This window comes from Actinomadura meyerae, from assembly GCF_900188445.1.
GTDB classification, from domain to species: domain Bacteria; phylum Actinomycetota; class Actinomycetes; order Streptosporangiales; family Streptosporangiaceae; genus Spirillospora; species Spirillospora meyerae.
This window is the reverse complement of the sequence record NZ_FZOR01000010.1, coordinates 162,396-183,074: the sequence shown is the minus strand read 5'-3', so window position 1 is coordinate 183,074 and position 20,679 is coordinate 162,396. Positions and strand designations below refer to the sequence as shown.

Here is a 20,679-nt window from a genome sequence, read left to right as displayed (position 1 = left end):
GCTCGTTGCGTCCTCGACGTTGCTACTTCACGGGCTTCGGCGGGAGGGGCCAGTAGCGGGCCAGGACGCGCCCCTTCACGAGGTCATCGGGGACGGCGCCGAAGTCCCAGCTGTCGCTGCGTCCGGGCGCCCGCTGGTTGTCGCTCTCCAGCCACCAGCCCTCATCGGTATGGCGCGTGGCGCGTTTCACAACGAGGAGCCCGGACCGTTGCGGATGCTCCGCGACAACGACCGCGCCGGGGGTGGGACGGGCTCCGGCGCGGATGATGAGCCAGTCGCCCGGACGCAGTCCCGGCAGCATCGATTCGCCGGTGACCTCGACCGTCCGCAGCCGTCGCAGCCCGGCCGCCGCGAGCACGGCCGCCCCGGCGAGCGTCCAGAGCACGGGCCGGCCCCTGCCGCGCATCCGCATGATCCTCCTCGGCCGTCCGCATGATCCGGCGGGCGGCGGTGACAAACACTGCTGGGGAAGGTTCCGGGCCGCGCGCGGTCCGGGTCTTAGGCCGAAATACCGAGTGCCCTGGACGGACGCGCCCCGCGGCACAAGGGTAATGTCGGTGACCTGAGCATGATCCGCAACGAGGGAAGGGATTCGCAGGTGTTGCTCAAGCTTCTGCGCCCGAAGACCACGGTGTCCGCGCACTGCGACCTGCCGTGCGGCGTCTACGACCCGGCGCAGGCCCGGATCGAGGCCGAGTCGGTCAAGGCGATCTGCGAGAAGTACGCCGCCAACGAGGACCCCGAGTTCCGCACCCGGGCGATCCTGATCAAGGAGCAGCGCAGCCAGCTGGTCAAGGAGCACCTGTGGGTGCTCTGGACCGACTACTTCAAGCCGCCGCACTTCGAGAAGTACCCGCAGCTGCACCAGCTGTTCAACGAGGCCACCAAGCTCGCCGGCGGTGGCGGCGGCACCAAGGCCACCATGGACGTCAAGGTCGCCGAGGACCTGCTGAGCAAGATCGCGGAGATCGACAAGATCTTCTGGGAGACCAAGCAGGGCTGACCTGGCAGGGCTGACCTGGCAGGGCTCACCCGGCAGGGCTGACCCGCACGGACACTGAGGCCCGGCCTGCGGCTGGCCGGGCCTCTGCCATGTCCGGATCAGATGTCCGGATCAGATGTCCGGATCAGCTCGAGCGGGCGGCCTTGGTGAGGGTGTCGCCGGTCAGGCGGTAGACGGTCCACTCGTCCTGCGGGCGGGCGCCGAGGGACTCGTAGAACCCGATGGCCGGCTCGTTCCAGTTGAGGACGGCCCATTCGACGCGTTCGTAGCCGCGCTCGTCGGCGACGCGGGCCAGTTCGGTGAGCAGGGCCTTGCCGTAGCCGTGGCCGCGGACGTCCGGCTCGACGAACAGGTCCTCCAGGTAGATGCCGTGGGTGCCGTTCCACGTGGAGAACGTGAGGAACCACAGGGCGAACCCGACGACGCGCCCTTCGTGCTCTGCGACATGGGCGAAGACCTTGGGGTCGTCGCCGAAGAGGCGTGCGGTGAGCTGCTCTTCGGTGGCCTTGACCTCGTGGAGGGCGCGCTCGTAGTCCGCCAGTTCGCGGATCAGCCGCAGGATGTCCGGGACGTCGTCGGGGGTCGCGTAACGAATCACGGTTGGCAGGCTATTCGAGCGGCGCCAGTGGGACGGCCGGGTCCGCCCAGCGGTCGTTCGGGATGATCGGGTACCAGCCGGGGCGGCCGGGGTCGCGGTCGTAGGGGTAGCCGCCCAGTTCCTTGTACAGCTCCGCGTACTCGGCGAGTTTGTCACGGTCCAGGCGGACGCCCAGGCCGGGCCCGCCGGGCACCGCGATCCTCCCGTCCTCGTACCGCATGAGGCCGCCCTCGATGACGTCGTCGGCGAGGTGGTGGTAATGCGCGTCGGCGGCGTAGGTGAGGTTGGGCAGGACGGCGCCGAGGTGCAGCATGGTCGCGAGCTGGATGCCGAGTTCGCCGGACGAGTGGACGGCGACGCCGATCTGGAACGTCTCGCACACCCCGGCGGCCTTCACGCAGGCCCGGATGCCGCCCCAGAACGTCGTGTCGAGCAGGACGACGTCCACGCTGCGGCGCAGCACGTTCGCGGCGAGCTGCTCGAAGTTGACGACGACGGTGTTGGTGGCGAGCGGGACGTCCACGCGCTCGCGGACGAGCCGCAGCCCCTCCAGGCCGAGGACGGGGTCTTCGAGGTAGTCGTTGTCGAGGCCCTCGATGGCCTTCCCGAAGCGCATGCCCTCCTGGAGGCTGAGCACGGAGTTCGGGTCGTAGCGGAGGCGGTCGCCGGGGAACGCCTCGGCGAGGGCCCGGTAGCTCTCCAGCTCGTGCTCCGGCGGGAACACGCCGCCCTTGAGCTTGTGGACGGTGAAGCCGTGCCGCTCCTTGAGGTCGCGGGCGTGCGCGACGAGCTGCTCCGGCGTGCGGACCTCCGGTACCCCGCCCGGCCCCGGCGGCCGGTAGAACAGGTAGGACGCGAACGGGACGGAGTCGCGGATGCGGCCGCCGAGCAGGTCGTGCACCGGGACGCCGAGGTGCTGGCCGATGAGGTCCAGGCAGGCGAACTCGATGGCGGCGAGCATCTGCACCCGGTTGTCGTACAGGCTCGCCGTCGGGTTGGCGATCTTGAAGCGGAGCGCCTCCAGCTCGAACGGGTCGTGCCCCTCCAGGTGCGGGGCGAGGGCCCGGAACGCGGCCTCGGCGCTCTGCCCGCCGCCGCCCATCTCGCCGAGCCCGACCAGCCCGTTGTCGGCCTCGACCTCGACGATCGTCCGGACGAAGCGGCCCCAGTGGGCGCCGTTGCTGTGCAGGAGCGGCGCCTCCAGCGGCACGGTGACCGTGGTCGCGCGGATGCCTGTGATCTTCATGTGTCCCCGATCCGTGGTCAACGCCGAACGGTGACGGTGGCGACGCCGCAGGCGGGCAGCCGGACCGTCATCGTGCCGTCCCGGACGGGAAGTTCCGCCGGGTCACGCTCCGAACCGCCGCTGAGCCGCGCACTGGTCGTACCCGGCACGTGCAGCTCCGCCTCCACCGGGGCGGCGGCGAGCGACTGGAGCCGGACGGCGAGGCCGTCGCCGTCGCGGGCGCGGCCGACCGAGGTGACGAGGACGTCCGGGTCGTCCACGCGCAGGAACGTCCCCGACGCGGCGGCGGGCGCGGTGCCGGTGGCGAGGGTGGCGACGAACGGGTCGGTGAGGCCGGCGGCGGTGCGGGCGCCGAGGCGGCGGCCCGAGCCGGCCGCACCGGACGCGAACGCGTACCGGAAGGTCGTCTCGCCCTGCTGCTGGGACGGGAAGTTGGTGTCCCAGATGTTGTTCAGCGCCCACGAGTAGACGGTGCCGTCCTCGTTGTCGAGCGTCGGTGGGAACGGCGCGTACGGCATGTGGATGGAGCCGAACTGGACGAGCGGCGCCTCCAGCGTCGCCCACGCGACGGTGAGGTCCGGGTCCTCGAACGCGACCCAGTGCCGGATGGGGCGCATGTGCTCCGCCGACCCCGGCACGCTCGGGACGCCGGTGCCGCCGACGCCGCCGGTCAGCTCCCACGCTGCGGGCGGGCCCTCCACGGCGAACGGGAAGGAGAAGAACACCGCCTCCTTCGCCGCCGTGGGCTGCTTGCCGAGCTGGTAGCGGACGTCCACGCGCGGCACGCCCGCGTACAGGTCGATGGTGGTGCGCAGCCAGTCGACGCCCTTGCCGTGCAGTTCGACGACGAGCCGCTCACCGGCGGGCGTCCGCTCGCACTTGGCGATGGTCGCGTGGGTGGCCACAGCCCGGTCGCCGAGCATCGTCTTGTCGTGGACGAGCATGTGCCCCGACATGTGGTTGAAGTGCGGCGCGGTCGCGTACCGGTCGTAGATGTACTGCCCGAACCCGGCGATGCCGTCGGTGTTCACCAGCTCGCGTCCGGCGGCCTTGTCGAAGACCGACGCGATGTGGCCTTCCTTGAGGTCGTAGGTGACGCGGTAGAACTCGTTCTCGATGGTCCCGTCCGAGCCGAGGTCGACCGGCTCGGTGGCCGCGGCATCCGCTTGGACGACATCGGCGCGGACGGCATCCGCTTGGACGACATCGACGCGGACGTGTCCGTGGCCGGGGACGTCCGGCAGCACCGCCTCCAGGTGCCGGCCGATGGGGCGGGTGGGCCACTCGTCCGGGTCGACCTCCTCCTCGCGGTGCGGGACGGGCTCGCCGGTGCGGGCGTCCACGAGCGCGATGGGGACGTCCACGGCGACGACGTCGCGGGGCAGGAACGCACGGGCGACGTCGGTGCGGGCGGCCGTGCCCGGATTGACGACGAGGAACGAGGCGAGGGCGTCCGGCGCGGGCCCGAACGTCGCGCCGAGCCGCCGCGCGCCCGCCTGGAGCAGGTCGAGCGCGTCGTCGTGGGCCTGGTAGCCGACCTGCGACTTGCGGGTCCACTGCAGGCCGCCGGAGTCGCCGCCCTCCTCGGCGTCCTCCCACGGGTTGGCGGCGCCCCAGGTGTGCTCGTCGAACAGCGCGGCCCGGTCGTACGCCTCGTCGATCTCCTCGGCGGCGCCGGTCCGCTTCCCGGAGCGCTCGTCGGCGAGGGCGTGCAGTGTCTCCGCCGACCGCAGGACGTTCTGCGCGCGCCGGACGTAGCCGAGCGGCCGGGCGCCGGAGCCGAGGCCGTCGGCCCACCAGTCCGTCCAGTCGCCCTCGTGGGTCTGGAGCCGGTCGCCGTGGTGCTCCTCGACGTACTCGAAGAAGTCGGCGTTGGTCGCCATCCGCAGCCGCGGGTACGCCCAGGTCTCGTTCCACCGGTGCGCGATGTCGGCGGGGACGATCGACGGCCCGGCGTTGTCGGCGTGCGCGCCCTGCACGCGCAGGTGGACGGCGTCCAGGAAGTCGGGGTCCTTGGCGGCGCCGACCTGTCCGGGGGCGGCGTACCAGCCGAACGTGCCGGGCCCGTACGGGTAGGGGCGGTCGGCGAGGGAGCCGAGGTAGCGGGGCAGCAGGTCCTCGGCGAGGTCGTAGGAGTCGACGAGGCCGACGGTGTTGCCCTCCATGTAGGCCATGCCGTGCGGGGTGTCGGTGAACCAGACGATCAGCTCGCCGCCGCCCGGCGACCGCCACCGGAACGGCCGCGCCAGCTTGTCGCCGCCGGTGATGTAGGGCACGGACCGCCCGGCCCAGTTGTGCGCGGCGGCCAGGTACCGGACGCCGGCCGCGTTGAGGGCGTCCACCGTCCCGACGACGGCGCCGGGGATGTCGGTGTGCATCGCCGACCGGACCTCGATGCCGTACGTGCGCCGCAGGTGCTCGACGAAGCGGAGCTGGCGGTACAGCTCCTCCGTCGAGCACGCCTCCGTGTGCAGCTGCATCGGGAACGCGGTGACCTCGATGTTCCCCGCGCGGACCCGGTCGGTGAACTCGGCGACCTGGTCGGCGGAGCGGGTCGCGAGCCAGCGCAGTGCCGGCATCGACGACTCGACCGACCAGCGGAAGCGCGCGTCGTCCGGCCGCCCGTCGGTCTCCCGGGCGAGGCGCAGCGCCGCGTCGAGGTAGTCGAGGTGGTGCCGCAGGACGGTGCCCTGGGTGTCGGTGTAGCCGATGTCCAGGTGCGAGTGGTGGACGACGAAGACGTTCCACTTGCGCTGCGGGGTGAGGTCGAGCGGCGCGGCGCCGACGAGGCCGGCGGAGTCGCGCACCTCCAGGGTGACGCGGCGCGGGGCGTCCACCTCGGGGACGAGCAGCGTCAGCGTGCCGCCGTCCCCGGTGGCGGACGCGAGCTCGGTGTCGCCGTCCTTAAGGGCCACCTCCACGGAGCCCCCTCCGCCGCCACCTCCGCCTTCGCTTTCACCTTCGCCTTCGCCGCCGGACAGGGTCACCCGGACGGCCTGCCGGAGCGTCCCGTCCTCGCCGCGCTTGAACAGCGGCAGCACGGCGGCGCGGACGGACATCCCGCGCACGGCGAGCACCTCGGTGGAGGTGTCCTCGCGCAGCGCGGCGCGGATCCCGTCATAGTCGGGCGAACCGAGGCTCGCCTGAAGCAGACGACTCGTCATCGTTATGCGTCAATCTTTCTCTGGGGAGCGTTCGAGCGGGCTTTGGAACGGCAGGGCTTGGAACAGCAGGGCTTTGGAACAGCAGGGCGGTCAGAACTGGGCGAGCGTTAGTCCGCGGGTGAAGAGGCGCTGGGTCGCCAGGAACAGCACGACGGTCGGCAGCGAAACCACCAGGCCCGCGGCCAGCGCGATCGGGACGGGCGTCCCGGCGTACACGTCGGTGGTCAGCGCGGACAGCTCGGCCCACACCGGCCGGACGGTCTCCGACTGGGACAGCGTCAGGCCGAACAGCAGGTCGTTCCAGACGAAGGTGAACTCGAGGATGAACACGGCGGCGAGGGCCGCCGAGGAGAGCGGGAGGTAGATCCGCCAGAAGATGCGGAAGGTGGACGCGCCGTCCAGCCGCGCCGCCTCGAAGATCGACACGGCGACGTTGCCGAAGAAGTTCCGCATGACCAGCGCCGCCAGCGGCACGTTGATCGCCGAGTAGATGATGATGAGGCCGAGTTGGCTGTCGTACAGCGACACCTCGCTGTAGCCGACGAACAGCGGGATAAGCAGCATCTGGAACGGCACCACCGTCCCGGCGAAGATCACCACGAACCAGGCGAAGCCGTGCTTGAGCCGCAGCACCACGATCGCGTACCCGGCGAGCGCGCCCAGCAGGACGGCGACGGCGGGCGAGACGACGCTGTAGAGCAGGGTGCTGAGCAGCGTGTCGCCGACGGCGGTCCGGTCCCACGCCTGCGAGACGTTGTCGAGCAGGCCGAGCGAGGACGGCGGCTTCACCGCGTCCGACGGGTCGTAGTCGTCGGCCGGCCGCACCGCGTTGGCGATGATCAGATACGTGGGGAACAGCCACACCAGTCCCAGCACGGCGAGGACGGCGCGGCGCACGTTCAGCGTCAACCTGTTCATGAGTTCTCCCCGCCGATCTGCCTCCGCAGGTACACGTACGAGGCGAGGCCGGTGACGGTGGTGAGCAGGACGGCGACCGCCGAGCCGTAGCCGTACTCGTTGGCGACGAACACGTCCCGGTACATGGTCACGGCGAGGGTCTCGGACGAGCGTCCGGGCCCGCCCTGCGTCATCACCCACACGATGTCGAAGTTCTTCAGCCCGGCGACGAGCGCGAGGCCGAACACGACCGTGGTGATCGGGCGCATCAGCGGCCAGATGACGTGCCGGAACATCGACCATCCGGACGCGCCGTCGATGCGGGCGGCCTCGATCGGCCCCTTCGGGATCGACTGGAGGCCGACGACGAACAGCAACATGTTGACGCCGAGCTGCTGCCACGTCCACACGACGATCATCGCGATGGTGTTGCGGGGGCCGTCCTGCAGGAACGCGGTGTCACCGCCCGGCATCCCGAACAGCGTGAGGATCTGGTTCGCCATGCCGTCCGGCTGGAGGATGAAGCCCCAGATCACGCCGAGGCCGGCGCCCGACATCGCGTACGGGAGCAGGAACGGCAGCCGGAACCAGCCGCCGCCCCTGAGGTCGTAGGACAGGACCGCGACGAGCAGCCCGAGCCCCACCGGCAGGGCGACGGTCCCGACGACCCACAGCAGCGTGTTGCGGAGGGACGTGACGAGCGCGTCGTCCTCGAACAGCCGCTTGTAGTTGTCCAGGCCGGTGAACTCGGGCGACGCCAGCCCGTCGTAGGTGGTGAAGCTCAGGTACGCCGTCCACAGGAACGGCAGGTAGAGCAGGACGGCGACGAACAGCACGGCCGGGGAGACGTACGCGTGCCGGAACCGGCCGTGCAGCGCGAAGCCCTTCCCGGCCCGGCCGCCGCGCCCCGCGCGGCGGCCGTCGCCCGGCGCCTTCGCCACCGCCGTCTCCGGGCGGGTGGCGGTGGCCTTGTGCGTGCTCATGAGTCAGTACGGCTTCCAGTCAGTACGGCTTCCAGTCAGTTCGACTTCCAGTACGCCTCGTTGGCCTTCTGGATCGTCTTGAGGACGTCCATGTAGGTCTCCGGCTTGTTCAGGAACTTGTCGAAGCCGCTCAGCGCCTCGGTGAGGACGGGCGAGGGCGCGGCCTCGAAGTACCGCAGCACGAGCCGGTTCTCCGGCGACGCCGCCTCCTTGGTGACCTTGGTCAGCTCGGGATCGGCGATCTTCACCTTGGGGTTGCCGGACACGTCGCCGCGCTCGTTCGCCCATTTCTCCTGCGCGTCGGCCCCGATCCACCACTTGAGGTACTTGGTGCTGGCGGCCGGGTCGGGGGCCTTGCGCAGCGAGCAGAGCGGGCCGCTCTCGAAGATCAGCGACCGCTTCTGCAGCGCCGGGTCGACGTTGGGGATGAAGAAGAACCCGTAGTCCTGGCCCTGCTTGAGGCCGCGCTGGGTCATGCTGGTGTTGAACCAGGTCCCGTTGATGACCATCGCGGCGTCGCCGGACTTGAAGTGGTCGGCGGGGTCGGCCTTGTCGCCGGGCTTGGAGAACCAGCCCTTGTCGATCATCGACTTCCAGCGCTCCATCACCTTCACCACGCCGGGGTCGGTGTAGGACGCCTGGCCCTTCGACAGCCGCTCGTACAGGTCGGGGTCGGTGCCGGCGAGGAGCTGCTCGAACCAGGCGAAGGAGAACAGCGACGTGGGGGTGGTGTGGTTGAAGGGGACCTGCCCCTTCGACTTCAGCGTCTCCGCGGCCTTCTCCAGCTCGGCCCAGGTCGTGGGCGGCTTCAGGTCGTACTTCGCGAAGACCTTCTTGTTGTAGAACATGCCCCAGTAGGCGGTGTTCAGCGGGACGCAGTACTGCTTGCCGTCGACCGTGTAGTACTTCTTCAGGTCCTCGGTGAGGTCGCCGTTCTTGATGGCGTCCTGCCAGAGGGCGGTGGTCTCGGCCACCTGGTTCTGCTTGACGATCTCCTCGAGCCGCCCGCCGGTCGACCAGGTGAACAGGTCGGGCTTGACGTTCGTGCGGAACGAGGTCTTGATGAACGCGGTGTAGGTCGGCTCGTCGGTGTAGCCGACCGGCGTCATGCCGAGCCCGGTCTGCTGCTTGCCGAGGACGGCCATCTGCTCGAAGTAGGGCTTCCAGGCGCCCTTGTCGTTGTACAGCTTGAGCTCGGACTTGCTCCCGCCGGAGTCGCCGGACCCGCAGCCGGCGGCGAGCAGGAGCGCGCCCACGGTGAGCGCGGTCGCCCGCAGTCGCTTGGACACCATGGTGGCCTCCTTCATCGGGCGCCGATGCCCGATCGGGGTGGTCGAAGGTCGGTTCGGGGATGCGTCGGTTCGGGGATGCGTCGGTTCGAGGGGTGGGTCGGTGTTCGGGGATGGGTCGACCGGCCGCGCGGCGCACGTGCCGCGCGGCGGGGGCCGGTATCGGGGACGGTGGTGCGGCCGCTCAGGCGAGCCGCTGCTCGATCACGTGCTTGATGTCGGTGAGGTGGGACCGCATGAGCGCCTCGGCGTCCGCCTCCGCGCCCGCCTCGATGGCGGCGAGGATCGCGGAGTGCTCCTCGAAGTCGCGGACACGGTCGTCGAAGATCCGCTGTATCTCGCGCTGCTCGGACGCGTGCACCGTGAGCAGCGAGTCGATGACCTCGCAGAGCACCGAGTTGCCCGCGACGCCCGCGACCTCGCTGTGGAAGCTCATGTTGGCCTTGTGGAGGCGCGCCTCCGCGTCGGACGCGTGCGTGTGCGAGCCGTGCGGGGCGGGCCGCGCGGCCGCGTTCCGGCCGGCGGGTTCGCCGCCGCGCAGGTCCGCGCCCGCCTGGTCGAGGATGGCGCGGAGCAGCTCGACGTCGGCGGGCCCGGCCAGCCGGGCGGCCCGTCCGGCCAGCGGCGGCTCGATGAGCAGCCGGGCGTCCAGCAGCTGGAGCAGCCGGTCGGCCTCCAGCTCGCCGACGTTGGGGTTGGGGATGACGACGCGCTCGAGGTCGGCGCCCACGTAGATCCCGGAGCCGTGCCGGAGCTGGACCGCCCCGGTCGCCTCCAGCCGGCGCAGCGCCTCGCGCAGCGTCGGCGTGGTCACCGCGAAGCGCTGGGACAGCTCCCGCGCGGACGGCAGCCGGTCGCCGGGGCGCAGTCCGTCCGCCCTGATCAGCTCCAGCATCCGCTCGGTGAGCGCGTCCGCCAGGCTCGGCCGGGCCACATCCTGTGCCATCGCCACCTCGTTCCCAAGAAGTAAAGTCATCTAATCACTTAGCGACTGGCCGTGTCCAGCCCCCGCCGAGGCATCGCCGCAGGCGCGGGAGGCATCGCCGCAGGCGCGGGAGGCATCGCCGCAGGCGCGGGAGGCATCGCCGCAGGCGCGGGAAGCGTGACCGCAGGCGCGGAGCCATCAGCCGCGGTCGCGGAGGCACCTCCGGAGGACGGCGCGCTCCTCCTCGAACGCGAGCCGGCCGAGCCGCGCCGACATGATGCCGTCGAAGCCGTGGCAGGCGCCCGGAACATGGTGAAGCTCGGTGGGGACGCCCGCGACGATCAGCCGGTGCGCGTAGCCGAGCCCCTCGTCCCGCAGCGGGTCGTACTCGGCGACGAGGACGTAGGCGCGCGGCAGTCCGGCCAGGTCGGCGGCGCGGGCGGGCGCCGCGTAGGCGGGGACGTCCGCGCCGCCCGCCGGCCGCCCGCCGAGGTAGTGCCGCCACATGTGGCCGACGTCGGCGCTGTTGAACAGCGGCGGCTCGGTGAACGCCCGCATCGACGGCGTCTCCATCCGGTCGTCCAGGACGGGGTAGAGCAGCATCTGGAAGACCAACGGCGGGCCGGACTCGTCCCGCGCGCGCAGCGCCACGGCGGCGGCCAGGGCGCCGCCCGCGCTCCCGCCGCCGACCGCGACCCGCTCGGGGTCGCCGCCGTACTCCGCGGCGTGCGCGTGGGCCCAGACCGTCGCGGCGTAGCAGTCGTCGAACCCCGCGGGGAACGGATGCTCGGGCGCGAGCCGGTAGTCGACCGACACGACGGCGATGCCGTCCTCGCGGGCGAACGTCAGGCAGCGGTCGTGCTCGTTGTCGAGGTCGCCGGTGACGAACCCGCCGCCGTGAAAGTACACGAGCACGGGCGCCGGGTGCGGCGTCCCGCGCGGCCGGTAGATCCGCACCGGGACGGGCGGCGCGCCGGGCGGGCCGGGGATCTTCCGGTCCGCCACGTCCACCCCCTCGGCGGTGGCGGGACGGGCGAGCACGGAGACCAGGTCGCGCATGGCGGCGCGGGCCTCGGCAGGGTCCGCCAGGCCGACGTAGGGCATGCCGTCGAACGCGGCGGCGAGTTCGGCGTCCAGGGTCATGGTCCGGACCTCCTGCTGGCTGGTCGGGCGCGTGGGTGTCTGGTGCGTGGGGATGGTCGGGCACGTGGGGCTGGTCGGGTGCATGGGGGTGGACGGGCGCGCGCCCCCGGGCGGGAGGTCACCCGGGGGCGCGCGGGGAGCGGTACCGCCGTGGACGGAACGGTGGTGCCGCGGCTTGTCGGGCTGCGTTCAGCCCCTGGGGGCGGTCAGCCGGAGACCGGCAGGTTGATGTAGCGCGGCCGGTAGATGCTGACGTCGCGGTAGTTGTCGTTCAGCGGGCCCTTGGTGCCGTCCAGGCTGTTCACGTTGTAGGAGATGACCAGGTTGCCGCTGGACGACAGCGACACGTGCTGGTGGGCGTTGTAGGTGAAGATGTCCGGGTCGCCGTAGGAGCCGAACTCGCCGGTCTCGGGCGTGCGGTAGACGGTCTGCTCACCGGTGAAGGGGCCGGCGGGCGAGCAGGACAGCAGGACGTCGATCTCGCTGCCGAACGGGATGCTCGCGTCCTGGTTGACCAGGATGTAGTGCGAGCCGCGCTTGGCCACGCTGAACTCGTTGGAGATGCCGCTCATCAGCCGGGCCGACGCGGTCTCCGAGCCCGACCAGCCGCCGGCCGTCCGGTACTGCCATGTCCCGCGCAGGTCACTGCCCTGCACCCGCGCGATGTGCAGGTACTTGGTGTTGGCCTGGGTGTCCGGGTCGATGTAGTCCTCGGTGCCGTAGACGTAGGTGTAGCCGCCGTCCTTGAACAGCGCCGACCCCCACTGGACGCCCGACGCCGACGGCATCGCCGTGACCTGCGTGGGCGCGGACAGGTTGCCGGTGGAGAACCGCGCCAGGACGTTGCTCTTGAACGTCATGTCCCAGCCGGTGCCGTTGTTCGGGTCCGGGTCGTAGTACTGGCGGTAGAGCTGCTGGACCTCCGCGCCGTTCTGGGTGAGGTCGCCCGCCCAGTACCAGTGCGCGGCCTGCGGCGGCGGCATCACGGCCTTGGGGTTCGCGGCCGTCCCGCCGTGCACGGTGGTCGTCGCGCCGCCCGTCGCCTGGACGACGAACGAGTTGTTGATGAACGGCGTCGTGCCGCCCTCCTCGATGACGACCGACCGCGAACCGTCCGCGTTGACCTTGCCGAGGAAGGTGTCGGAGTAGGCGTAGACGATGCGCCCGTCCGTGAGCTTCAGCGAGTACGTCGAGTCGCCGCCGGTCCAGTCGTCCAGCAGGGTGTTGCTGTTGCCGTAGGCGGTGAACTTGCTGTTCAGCGCGGTGTTCTGGGTGGCCGTGCCGAACGTCGGCGGCGCGTGCCCGGAGCAGGTCGGCCCGGCGGCCGCGGCGGCGTGGCCCTTGCCGCGGGCCTTCTGGTGCCCGAGGCCCGCGCCGTTCTCGCTGGACGGGCCGTGGCCGTGCGTGTCGGCGGCCGCCGGGAGGGCGGGCGCGGCGGCGAGGCCCGCGCCGAGCAGCAGGGAGGACGCGAGGGCGGCGGCGCGCCTCCGCCGCCGGCGCCCCGCGCTAACGGGAGAGTGCCGGTCGGGAGAGGAGTGCCGGTCGGGGGAGGAAGGACTCGGGGGGACGGACTCCTGCATGGAAACCTCCGCGGGGTCGCTGTCGCGCGCCGCTCGTGCGCGCTGCGCCCAACATCATGAGTCATCAAATGACTTGGTGTCTAGATCTTCAGCGATCCCGGTCTACGGCGATCCCGGTCTACGGCGATCCCGGTCTACGGCGATCCCGGTCTACGGCGAGCCCGGTCTACAGCGAGCCCGGTCTACAGCGAGCCCGGTCTACAGCGAGCGCTAGGTCTCCGGCAGGGCCGCGGGGTTGCGGGCCAGCAGCCCGCCGTCCACGCGGTGCTCGGCGCCGGTCACGAACGACGAGCGCGGCCCGGCGAGGAACGCCACCACCTCGGCGACCTCCGCCGCCGCCGCGACCCGGCCGAGCGGATGCGCCCGCCCCCACTCGGCGACCTGCTCGTCCTGGCTCGTCCCGCCGCGGAACAGGTCGGCCGCCCAGCGCAGCATCGGCGTGTCGACCGACCCCGGGCACACCGTGTTCGCGCGGATCCCGTCGGCGGCGTGGTCCAGCGCCACCGCCCTGGTCAGCGCGTTGATCGCGGCCTTGCTGGCGCTGTAGGCGGCGACCCGGTCCTGGGAGACGAACGCCTGCACCGACGAGACGGTGACGATCGTCCCGCCGCCCCGGCGGCGCAGCTCCGGCACGGCGGCCCGGCAGGCGAGGAACACCCCCTTGACGTTCACGTCGAGGACCTCGTCCCACAGCTCCTCGGTGGTCTCCTCGACCGTCCCGTACCGCTGGACGCCCGCGCACGTCACGAGGACGTCCAGCCCGCCGTGCCGGGACACCGCCTCCGCGACCAGCGCGTCCATCCGCGCGGCGTCGGTGACGTCGGCCTCCACGCCGGTGACCTCCAGTCCGTCGCCGCGCAGCTCCGCCTCCGCCCGCCGGACGGCCTCCTCGCCGACGCCGCAGAACACCACGGCGGCGCCGTCGCGCGCGAGCCGCTCCACGACGGCCCGGCCGATCCCGAGCGACCCGCCGGTCACGACGGCGGCCTTGCCTTCGAACTCCTTCACGTGCCCTCCCCCTCGATCACTGCCGCGCGCAGCCAGAGGCTCCGGCGCGCGTGCGGTTCCAGCGCGAGCGCGGTGCCGTTCGCGGCCGCGGCGGCCAGCCCGTCCGTCGGGTGGCCGGCGAACGGCTCCAGGCCCATCACGTACGCGCGGCCCCACCACGGATGCCCGGTCGTCGCCCCCAGCTCCTGCCACAGCCACAGGTGCGGCAGGACGGCCGCGTCCCAGCGCACCCGCATGCCGAGGCCGCCGTCCGGATCGACGACCTCGTAGCGGCCCTCGTCCAGGCCGGTGAGGTAAACGATCTCACTCGGTTCGCCGCGGTCCGGGACGACGTCCAGGTCGACCGTCCCGCCGCCGGGCGCGGGGACGCGCGGCCACTCGTGCGGCCCGCCCGCGCGGACCCGCCGGCCGCCCGGCGCGATCGCCGTCTCGTGCGGGACGACCCGCGCGCCGCCCGGCAGCCTGATCCGGTGCCCGGGACGCAGGAAGGGCGCGCCGAACACGATGTGGTGGCCCCACATCGCCTGGAGGGCCACTCCCGACTCGTTGACCAGCTCCTCCTCGATCGCGAGTTCGGGTTCGCCGGAGCGGAGCCGGAGCGTCTTGGTCACCCGCAGCGGCATCCGCCGGGCCCGGACGGTGAGCCGCACGGCGACCTCGCCGGGGTCGTCGGCCACGATGTCGGCGTCCCACGGCAGCCCCGCCACCTCGCCGTGCTGCGCGAACGCCGCGCCCCTGTAGGTGCTGGGCGCGCCGCCGTTCGGCAGCACCTCCTGCCATCCGCCCTCGTAGCCGTCGAGGAACGCGGCGGTGTCGTCGGCCGCTCCCCCGGCGAGGTCGCGCGGGTTGCGCAGGCCGTCCGGCGACAGCCACACGAAGTCCATGTCGCGCGGCTTGTAGCAGAACTCGGCGATGTCCCCGCCCTTGCCCGCGAGGACCGTCACCCGCAGCAGCTCGTTCTCCAGGACGAGGGCCTCCAGCCCGGCCCAGGTGATCTCGTGGACGCGGGCGCCCCAGTTGCGGGACGGCCGGTGCCGCCGGCGCCCCATCAGCTCCAGTTCTCCGCGCCGCGGAACGGGTAGTGCTCGCCCGGCGCGTACCGGGGCCGCGGCTGGTACTCGTTCACGCCCGCGTCGCCGCGCAGCAGCAGCGCGGACGGGAACGGCAGCGGCTCCTCGGTGATCCGGGTCGAGGTCGGGATGTAGCGGATGGTGAGGCCGCAGCGCCGGTGCGGCGACTCGTTGGCGTTGCTGCCGTGCATGATGTTCGGGTGGTGGACCTCGACGTCGCCCGGTTCGAGGACGAGGTCGACGGCCTGGGAGTCGTCCACGCCGACCGCGCTCTCCACGCCGAAGACGGCCTCGGCGTCGTCGCGCTCGCGGACGTCGTGCAGGTCCTCCTTGTGGCTGCCGGGGATGACGCGCAGGCAGCCGTTCTCGGGCGTGGAGCGGTCGATGGCGAGCCAGAGCGTCACGACCCGCATCGGATCGAGCGGCCAGAACGCGCCATCCTGGTGCCAGAGCACGGCCTTTCCCGTGTAGGGCGGCTTGGAGATGTAGGCGGACGCGAACAGGGCGATGTCCGGCCCGATGAAGCGCTCGGCGACGTCCAGCAGGCGGTCGTCGGAGACCAGCCGCACCCAGAACGGGTCCTTGGCGACCAGCTCGGTGGACAGGTCCTCACCGGTGCGGTCGGGGTGGCGCTCCTGGAGCCAGCGGACGTGGCCGTCGGCCTCGGCGATCAGCTCGGGGTCCAGGACGTTCCTGAAGATCGCGTAGCCGTCGTCGTCGTAGCCTCGCATCGGATCGTTGCCCATGGGCGTCCCTTCTCTGGTGGAGCGACACCCGAAGTCTTAGTCATCAGATCACTTGTTGTCTAGATGTATTGTCGCCCTATCGCGGACGCCTCCGGAGAGCCTGTCGCGGACCGCCTCTGGAGAACCCCGCCGCACCCACCGCGGACCCACCCCTGGAGAGGACGCCATGAGCGCGCTGGACACCCTGGCCGGCGGCGACCGGCCCGCCCGGGTCGCCCTGATCGGCGAGTGCATGATCGAACTGAGCCCGGTCGCCCCCGAACTGATGGCCGTCGGCTACGCCGGCGACGTCTTCAACACCGCCGCCTACCTCGCCCGGTGTGCGCCGCCCGAGACGGCCGATGTCCAGTTCGTCACCCTGACCGGCGACGACCCCTACAGCACCCGGATGCGGGAGGCGTGGGCCGCGCACGGCGTCGGCTCCGCGCTCAGCCGCGCCGTCCCCGGCGGCCGGGCCGGCCTCTACCTCATCCGCACCGACGAGCACGGCGAGCGGACGTTCACCTACTACCGCTCCCAGTCCGCGGCGCGCGGGCTGTTCGGCCCCGGCCAGCCGCCGGAGACCGACGACGCCATCGCCGGGCACGACCTCGTCTACCTCTCCGGGATCACCCTCTCGATCATCGGGCCGGACGCCCGCGAGCGGCTCCTGGGCGTCCTGGACGAGACCCGGCGGCGCGGCGGCCTGGTCGCCTTCGACGGCAACTACCGCCCGGCCGGCTGGCCGTCCCCGCAGGCGGCCGCGGACGCGATGTCGGCCGTCCTCGCCCGCACCGACATCGCGCTGCCCACGCTCGCCGACGACCGGGCCGTCTTCGGGGACGCCACCGCCGCGGACGCCGTCGCCCGCCTGCGCGCGGCCGGGGTGTCCGAGATCGCCGTCAAGCTCGGCGAGCGCGGCTGCATGATCGCCGGTGCCGCCGGCGCGGTGGAGGCCGTCCCCGCCGTCCCGGAAGTCGAGGTGGCCGACACCACCGCCGCGGGCGACGCCTTCAACGGCGGCTACCTCGCCGCCCGCCTCGCCGGGCGGCGGCGCCGCGCCGCCGCGGAGGCCGCGAGCGCCCTCGCCGCCCGCGTGATCGGCCACCGCGGCGCGCTGCTGCCGCCCGTCCCGCGCGGGACCGTCGGCAGGGCCGCGGACAGGGCCGCGGACAGGGCCGCGGACAGGGCCGACCGCGAGGCCGGTCTGGGGGCTCCGAACACCCCCTAGAGTGGGGCGGAGCCCGCGTGGGCCTGGTCGCGGCGTGACGCATGCCTCCCCTGTACCGGGGTTTGGAACGCGTTCGTTCAGGTCGGCGCGGCGTTCGTAAGAAAGCCACGCGCGCCGAAGTCTCCCAGTGGCGCTCGTAGGCGGTAGTTTCGAAGCAGCGGGACCATCCTGCGAGGGAGTGACGTGACCGAGGAAACCGCTGCAATGCCGGCCAGTACGAAGTTGTCCGTCCGCGATGTGGTGACGGTGAAACTGCCGGCCGCGAGCGCCTACCTGTCCGTGCTGCGGACGGCCACAGCGGGGCTCGCGGCCAGGCTCGACTTCACGCTGGACGAAATAGAGGACCTGCGCATCGCCGTCGACGAGGCGTGCGCGATGCTGCTCGCCCAGGCCCTGCCGGGGACCGACCTGAGCTGCGAGTTCGAGCTGACCGGGGACGCCATGCGCATCTCCGTGTCGGTGCTCACGGTGGACGGCGAGGAACCGAGCCGCGACACCTTCGCCTGGACGGTCCTGTCGTCCCTGGCGGGCGAGGTCGACGCCGCGGTGGGCTCCGACGACCGGGTCACCGTCACGCTGCAGAAGCGGCGCGGTGCGGCGGGGGCCCCGTGACGGAGAAGACGGAGGAGACGACGACGGTCACCGCCGCGAGCAGCGAGCGGTCGGAGTCCGCGGTGCCCGACCGGGCCCGGGCCCGCGCGCTGTTCGAGCGCCTCGCCGAGCTTCCGGAGGGCGACCCGGAACGCCAGCGCATCCGCGACCAGCTCGTGGAGCTGCACCTGCCGCTGGTGGAGTACCTCGCCCGCCGCTTCCGCAACCGCGGCGAGTGGCTGGACGACCTGATCCAGGTCGCCACCATCGGCCTGATCAAGTCCATCGACCGGTTCGACCTGGAGCGCGGCGTGGAGTTCTCCACCTACGCCACGCCCACGATCGTCGGCGAGATCAAGCGGCACTTCCGCGACAAGGGCTGGGCGGTGCGCGTCCCGCGCCGGCTGCAGGAGCTGAAGCTGTCGCTGACCAAGGCGATCAGCGACCTCGCGCAGCGCGAGGGCCGAGCGCCCACGGTGAGCGAGCTGGCCGCGCACCTGCAGATGAGCGAGGAGGAGGTGCTGGAGGGCCTGGAGTCGGCGAACGCCTACTCCACCGTCTCCCTGGACGCCCCCGACTCCGGCGACGAGGACGCCCCGGCGGTCGCCGACTCGCTCGGCATGGTCGACGAGTCGCTGGAGGGCGTGGAGTACCGCGAGTCCCTCAAGCCGTTGCTGGAGAAGCTCCCGGCGCGCGAGAAGAAGATCCTGCTGCTGCGCTTCTTCGGCAACATGACGCAGTCGCAGATCGCCGCCGAGCTCGGCATCTCCCAGATGCACGTGTCCCGGCTGCTCGCCCGCACCCTCGCGCAGCTCCGCGAGGGCCTGACCGCCGACGAGTGACGATGCGACGAGCTCCATGAGTTCGACGAGCAAGGAGAAGGCCCCGGGACGGCGTCCCGGGGCCTTCTCATATCCGCCTTCTCATATCCGCCTTTTCACATCCGCCTTCTCACCCGCGGTGGGTACTGGGCGGTCAGTTCTTGGTGGGCTGCTCTTTGAGGCGGTCCATGAGGCGCCGTCCCAGGGAGCGCGGCTCCGCCGCGCCGGCGGCGGCCGGTTCCTTCGGCGCGGCGGCCTTCCGCGGCCCCGCACTCCGTTCGCCCTGATCAGCGCCCTTAACGCCGTCCTCGGCGCTGTGCTCAGCGTGATCCTGCTCGTGGTCCTCGATCAGCCAGGCAGTGCTCGGCGGGCTGAGGACGGTGACCAGCGCGGCGACCGCGACCGCGCCCAGCGGGATCGCCAGCGCCGGCTGGTCGCTCTGCCACAGCGACCAGGCGATCGGCAGCGCGAACAGCTGGGTCAGGACCGTGGGGGCGCGGCTCCACTGGTCGGCGCGCAGCAGGCCGCGCGCGCAGGCGAGCATGCCGAGCCCGCCGGCGAGGGCGAGGACGGTGACCCCGATCGCGCTGGCGGGGTCGACGGCCGCGCCCGCCGCGGTCTCCACGCCGGTGAAGACGCCGAACCCGACGGCGGCGAGGCCCTCCGCGCCTTCGAGCGCTGCGGCGGCCTGCACGGTGATGGGGCGCTTGCTCACACCTGAACCCTACTCGTCCGTCCGGTGCCGCCGTCCCATACCCTGGCGCCGTGCGCGCCATGCTCATCGCCAACCCCAAGGCGACCTCCACCTCCCGGCGGGCCCGCGGCATCCTCATGCGGGCCTTCACCGGAGACATCGACCTCGAGCTCGCCGAGACGGGGCACCGCGGCCACGCGACCGAGCTGGCCCGGCAGGCCGCCGCGGACGGGTACGACGTCGTGGTCGCGCTCGGCGGCGACGGCACCGTGAACGAGGCGGTCAACGGCCTCCTCGCCGACGGCCCGTCCCCCGACCTGCCCGCGCTGGCGGTGCTGCCGTCCGGGAGCGCGAACGTCTTCGCCCGCGCGCTCGGCCTGCCGGGCGACCCGATCGGCGCGACGACCGCCGTGCTGGAGGCGCTGCGCGCCGGCCGGTACCGCACGGTCGGGCTCGCCACGGCGACCCCGGAGGGCGGCGAGGAGCGGTACTTCACGTTCTGCGGGGGCGTCGGGCTGGACGCCGAGGTGATCCGCGAGGTGGAGGCGCGCCGCGCGGCGGGCGTGCGCGCCGACCCGTCGCTGTACGCGCGGACCGCCGTCCGCCATTTCTTCTCCGGCACCGATCGGCGGCGCCCCGCGCTCACTTTGGAACAGCCCGGACGGCCGCCGAAATCGGGGTTGTTCCTCGCCTTCGTCTGCAATACATCGCCGTGGACTTTCCTCGGCCGGATGCCGGTGAATCCGACCCCGCGGGCGCACTTCCAGCGCGGCCTGGACGTGTTCGGGATGCGTTCCCTGGACCTCGGCCCGACGATGTCGGCGCTGGCCCAGATGATGACCGCGCGGGCCCGGCCGGTGCAGGGCCGGCACGTCGTGAACGTGCACGACGCGGCCGAGCTCACCGTGCGGGCGGCGCGCCCGGCGGCCTTCCAGCTGGACGGCGAGTACCTCGGAGAACTGCGGAGTGTGACGTTCCGCTCGGTTCCGAAGGCGATACGCGTCGTCATTTGACGGCGCCGCGCCGGACGGGACGGGGTCATTCGAGGCGTGCGCGAGGCCAGGTGAGAGCCAAGTAACACGTTCGACCCACGGGTGTGACACATGCGACACCCATACTTTGAGAATCCTTTCTCAAAGGTCTTGCGTCGTCCCGCGCCCCCCTGACACGCTCAAAGTGCGCCCGCTGGACGAGGACCCCGCGACGGAGCCGGTCCCCTGCTCGCGGCGCCGCCGAACATTCACCCCTGGACCAGGTCGTGGTCTCCCGGGCGTTCGCGACATGTGAAACCGTTCACAAAAGTGGAGTTCCTCCACCACCCTGACGAAGGAGTGGACCGCATGGACTGGCGCCACCGAGCAGCCTGCCGTGACGTGGACCCCGAGCTGTTCTTCCCGATCGGCAACACCGGGCCCGCGATCCTGCAGATCGAGGAGGCCAAGCAGGTGTGCCGGCGTTGCGACGTGCAGGACGCGTGCCTGCGCTGGGCGCTGGAGTCCGGCCAGGACTCCGGCGTATGGGGCGGCATGGGCGAGGACGAGCGCCGCGCCCTCAAGCGCCGCGCCTCCCGCGCCCGCGCCCGCGCGAACATCGGCCTCTAGACCAACGGGGCCTCTAGACCGACCGGGCCTCTAGACCGACCGGACCTCTGGACACGCAGCTCCGTCCCTCCCGATCCACTCCCCGTCCCTCCCCGTCCCTCCCCGACCTC

At 72.1% G+C, this 20,679-nt stretch carries 20 protein-coding genes; 6 read left to right on the top strand and 14 right to left on the bottom strand.

The annotated features are described in order from the left end of the window. Positions 1-22: 22 nt before the first annotated feature. A complete protein-coding gene (gene sodX, locus CHF16_RS13460) occupies positions 23-406 on the bottom strand; it encodes a nickel-type superoxide dismutase maturation protease (protein ID WP_089326323.1) in 384 nt (127 codons plus the stop codon). 192 nt (positions 407-598) lie between these two features. Here sodX and sodN point away from each other — a divergent pair, with 192 nt between their 5' ends. After that, entirely contained in the window at positions 599-1,003 is a 405-nt protein-coding gene (sodN, locus tag CHF16_RS13455; protein ID WP_218826654.1) for a superoxide dismutase, Ni, read from the top strand. A 124-nt stretch (positions 1,004-1,127) separates the two neighbouring features. On the opposite strand, the gene CHF16_RS13450 is transcribed toward sodN, so the two are convergent. From CHF16_RS13450 to CHF16_RS13395, 12 genes are all read right to left on the bottom strand, one after another. Beyond that, on the bottom strand, positions 1,128-1,601 hold the full coding sequence (locus CHF16_RS13450) for a GNAT family N-acetyltransferase (protein WP_089326321.1): 474 nt from the start codon (positions 1,599-1,601) through the stop codon (positions 1,128-1,130). A 10-nt stretch (positions 1,602-1,611) separates the two neighbouring features. Continuing rightward, the gene (locus CHF16_RS13445) at positions 1,612-2,847 is read right to left on the bottom strand and encodes an enolase C-terminal domain-like protein (RefSeq protein WP_089326320.1); all 1,236 of its coding nucleotides are present in this window, start codon (positions 2,845-2,847) and stop codon (positions 1,612-1,614) included. A 17-nt stretch (positions 2,848-2,864) separates the two neighbouring features. After that, positions 2,865-6,011, bottom strand: a complete 3,147-nt coding sequence (locus CHF16_RS13440) for a glycoside hydrolase family 38 N-terminal domain-containing protein (RefSeq protein ID WP_089326319.1) — start codon at positions 6,009-6,011, stop codon at positions 2,865-2,867. Positions 6,012-6,101: 90 nt separating this feature from the next. Continuing rightward, positions 6,102-6,929 (bottom strand): carbohydrate ABC transporter permease, encoded by an 828-nt coding sequence (locus CHF16_RS13435; RefSeq protein WP_089326318.1) that lies wholly within the window; start codon positions 6,927-6,929, stop codon positions 6,102-6,104. Next, positions 6,926-7,891, bottom strand: a complete 966-nt coding sequence (locus tag CHF16_RS13430) for a carbohydrate ABC transporter permease (RefSeq protein WP_089326317.1) — start codon at positions 7,889-7,891, stop codon at positions 6,926-6,928. Before CHF16_RS13430 ends, CHF16_RS13435 begins: the two co-directional genes overlap by 4 nt. A gap of 35 nt (positions 7,892-7,926) precedes the next feature. Next, on the bottom strand, positions 7,927-9,183 hold the full coding sequence (locus CHF16_RS13425) for an ABC transporter substrate-binding protein (RefSeq protein WP_089326357.1): 1,257 nt from the start codon (positions 9,181-9,183) through the stop codon (positions 7,927-7,929). 181 nt (positions 9,184-9,364) lie between these two features. Continuing rightward, the gene (locus CHF16_RS13420; RefSeq protein WP_089326316.1) at positions 9,365-10,126 is read right to left on the bottom strand and encodes a FadR/GntR family transcriptional regulator; all 762 of its coding nucleotides are present in this window, start codon (positions 10,124-10,126) and stop codon (positions 9,365-9,367) included. Positions 10,127-10,303: 177 nt separating this feature from the next. After that, entirely contained in the window at positions 10,304-11,248 is a 945-nt protein-coding gene (locus CHF16_RS13415) for an alpha/beta hydrolase (RefSeq protein WP_089326315.1), read from the bottom strand. Between the two features lie 206 nt (positions 11,249-11,454). Next, a complete protein-coding gene (locus tag CHF16_RS13410) occupies positions 11,455-12,828 on the bottom strand; it encodes a glycoside hydrolase family 183 protein (protein WP_089326314.1) in 1,374 nt (457 codons plus the stop codon). Between the two features lie 210 nt (positions 12,829-13,038). Then, positions 13,039-13,836, bottom strand: coding sequence for an SDR family NAD(P)-dependent oxidoreductase (locus CHF16_RS13405; RefSeq protein WP_089326313.1), 798 nt, complete (start codon positions 13,834-13,836; stop codon positions 13,039-13,041). After that, on the bottom strand, positions 13,833-14,885 hold the full coding sequence (locus CHF16_RS13400) for a DUF4432 family protein (protein ID WP_089326312.1): 1,053 nt from the start codon (positions 14,883-14,885) through the stop codon (positions 13,833-13,835). Before CHF16_RS13400 ends, CHF16_RS13405 begins: the two co-directional genes overlap by 4 nt. Continuing rightward, entirely contained in the window at positions 14,885-15,652 is a 768-nt protein-coding gene (locus tag CHF16_RS13395) for a phytanoyl-CoA dioxygenase family protein (RefSeq protein WP_179271517.1), read from the bottom strand. Before CHF16_RS13395 ends, CHF16_RS13400 begins: the two co-directional genes overlap by 1 nt. Before the next feature lie 166 nt (positions 15,653-15,818). Between CHF16_RS13395 and CHF16_RS13390 the strand changes: the two genes are divergently transcribed. From CHF16_RS13390 to CHF16_RS13380, 3 genes are all read left to right on the top strand, one after another. Continuing rightward, on the top strand, positions 15,819-16,862 hold the full coding sequence (locus CHF16_RS13390; RefSeq protein ID WP_089326311.1) for a sugar kinase: 1,044 nt from the start codon (positions 15,819-15,821) through the stop codon (positions 16,860-16,862). A gap of 183 nt (positions 16,863-17,045) precedes the next feature. After that, a complete protein-coding gene (locus CHF16_RS13385; RefSeq protein ID WP_089326310.1) occupies positions 17,046-17,474 on the top strand; it encodes an ATP-binding protein in 429 nt (142 codons plus the stop codon). 62 nt (positions 17,475-17,536) lie between these two features. Next, positions 17,537-18,295: an RNA polymerase sigma factor SigF gene (locus CHF16_RS13380; protein ID WP_026401215.1), complete on the top strand. Its 759-nt coding sequence runs from the start codon at positions 17,537-17,539 to the stop codon at positions 18,293-18,295. Between the two features lie 133 nt (positions 18,296-18,428). On the opposite strand, the gene CHF16_RS13375 is transcribed toward CHF16_RS13380, so the two are convergent. Then, positions 18,429-18,989: a hypothetical protein gene (locus tag CHF16_RS13375; protein WP_245868447.1), complete on the bottom strand. Its 561-nt coding sequence runs from the start codon at positions 18,987-18,989 to the stop codon at positions 18,429-18,431. A gap of 50 nt (positions 18,990-19,039) precedes the next feature. Here CHF16_RS13375 and CHF16_RS13370 point away from each other — a divergent pair, with 50 nt between their 5' ends. Further along, positions 19,040-19,981 carry a diacylglycerol/lipid kinase family protein gene (locus CHF16_RS13370; RefSeq protein WP_089326309.1) on the top strand — a complete coding sequence of 314 codons (942 nt, stop codon included), beginning with the start codon at positions 19,040-19,042 and terminating at the stop codon, positions 19,979-19,981. 327 nt (positions 19,982-20,308) lie between these two features. Continuing rightward, positions 20,309-20,569: a WhiB family transcriptional regulator gene (locus CHF16_RS13365; protein WP_089326355.1), complete on the top strand. Its 261-nt coding sequence runs from the start codon at positions 20,309-20,311 to the stop codon at positions 20,567-20,569. Positions 20,570-20,679 lie beyond the last annotated feature (110 nt).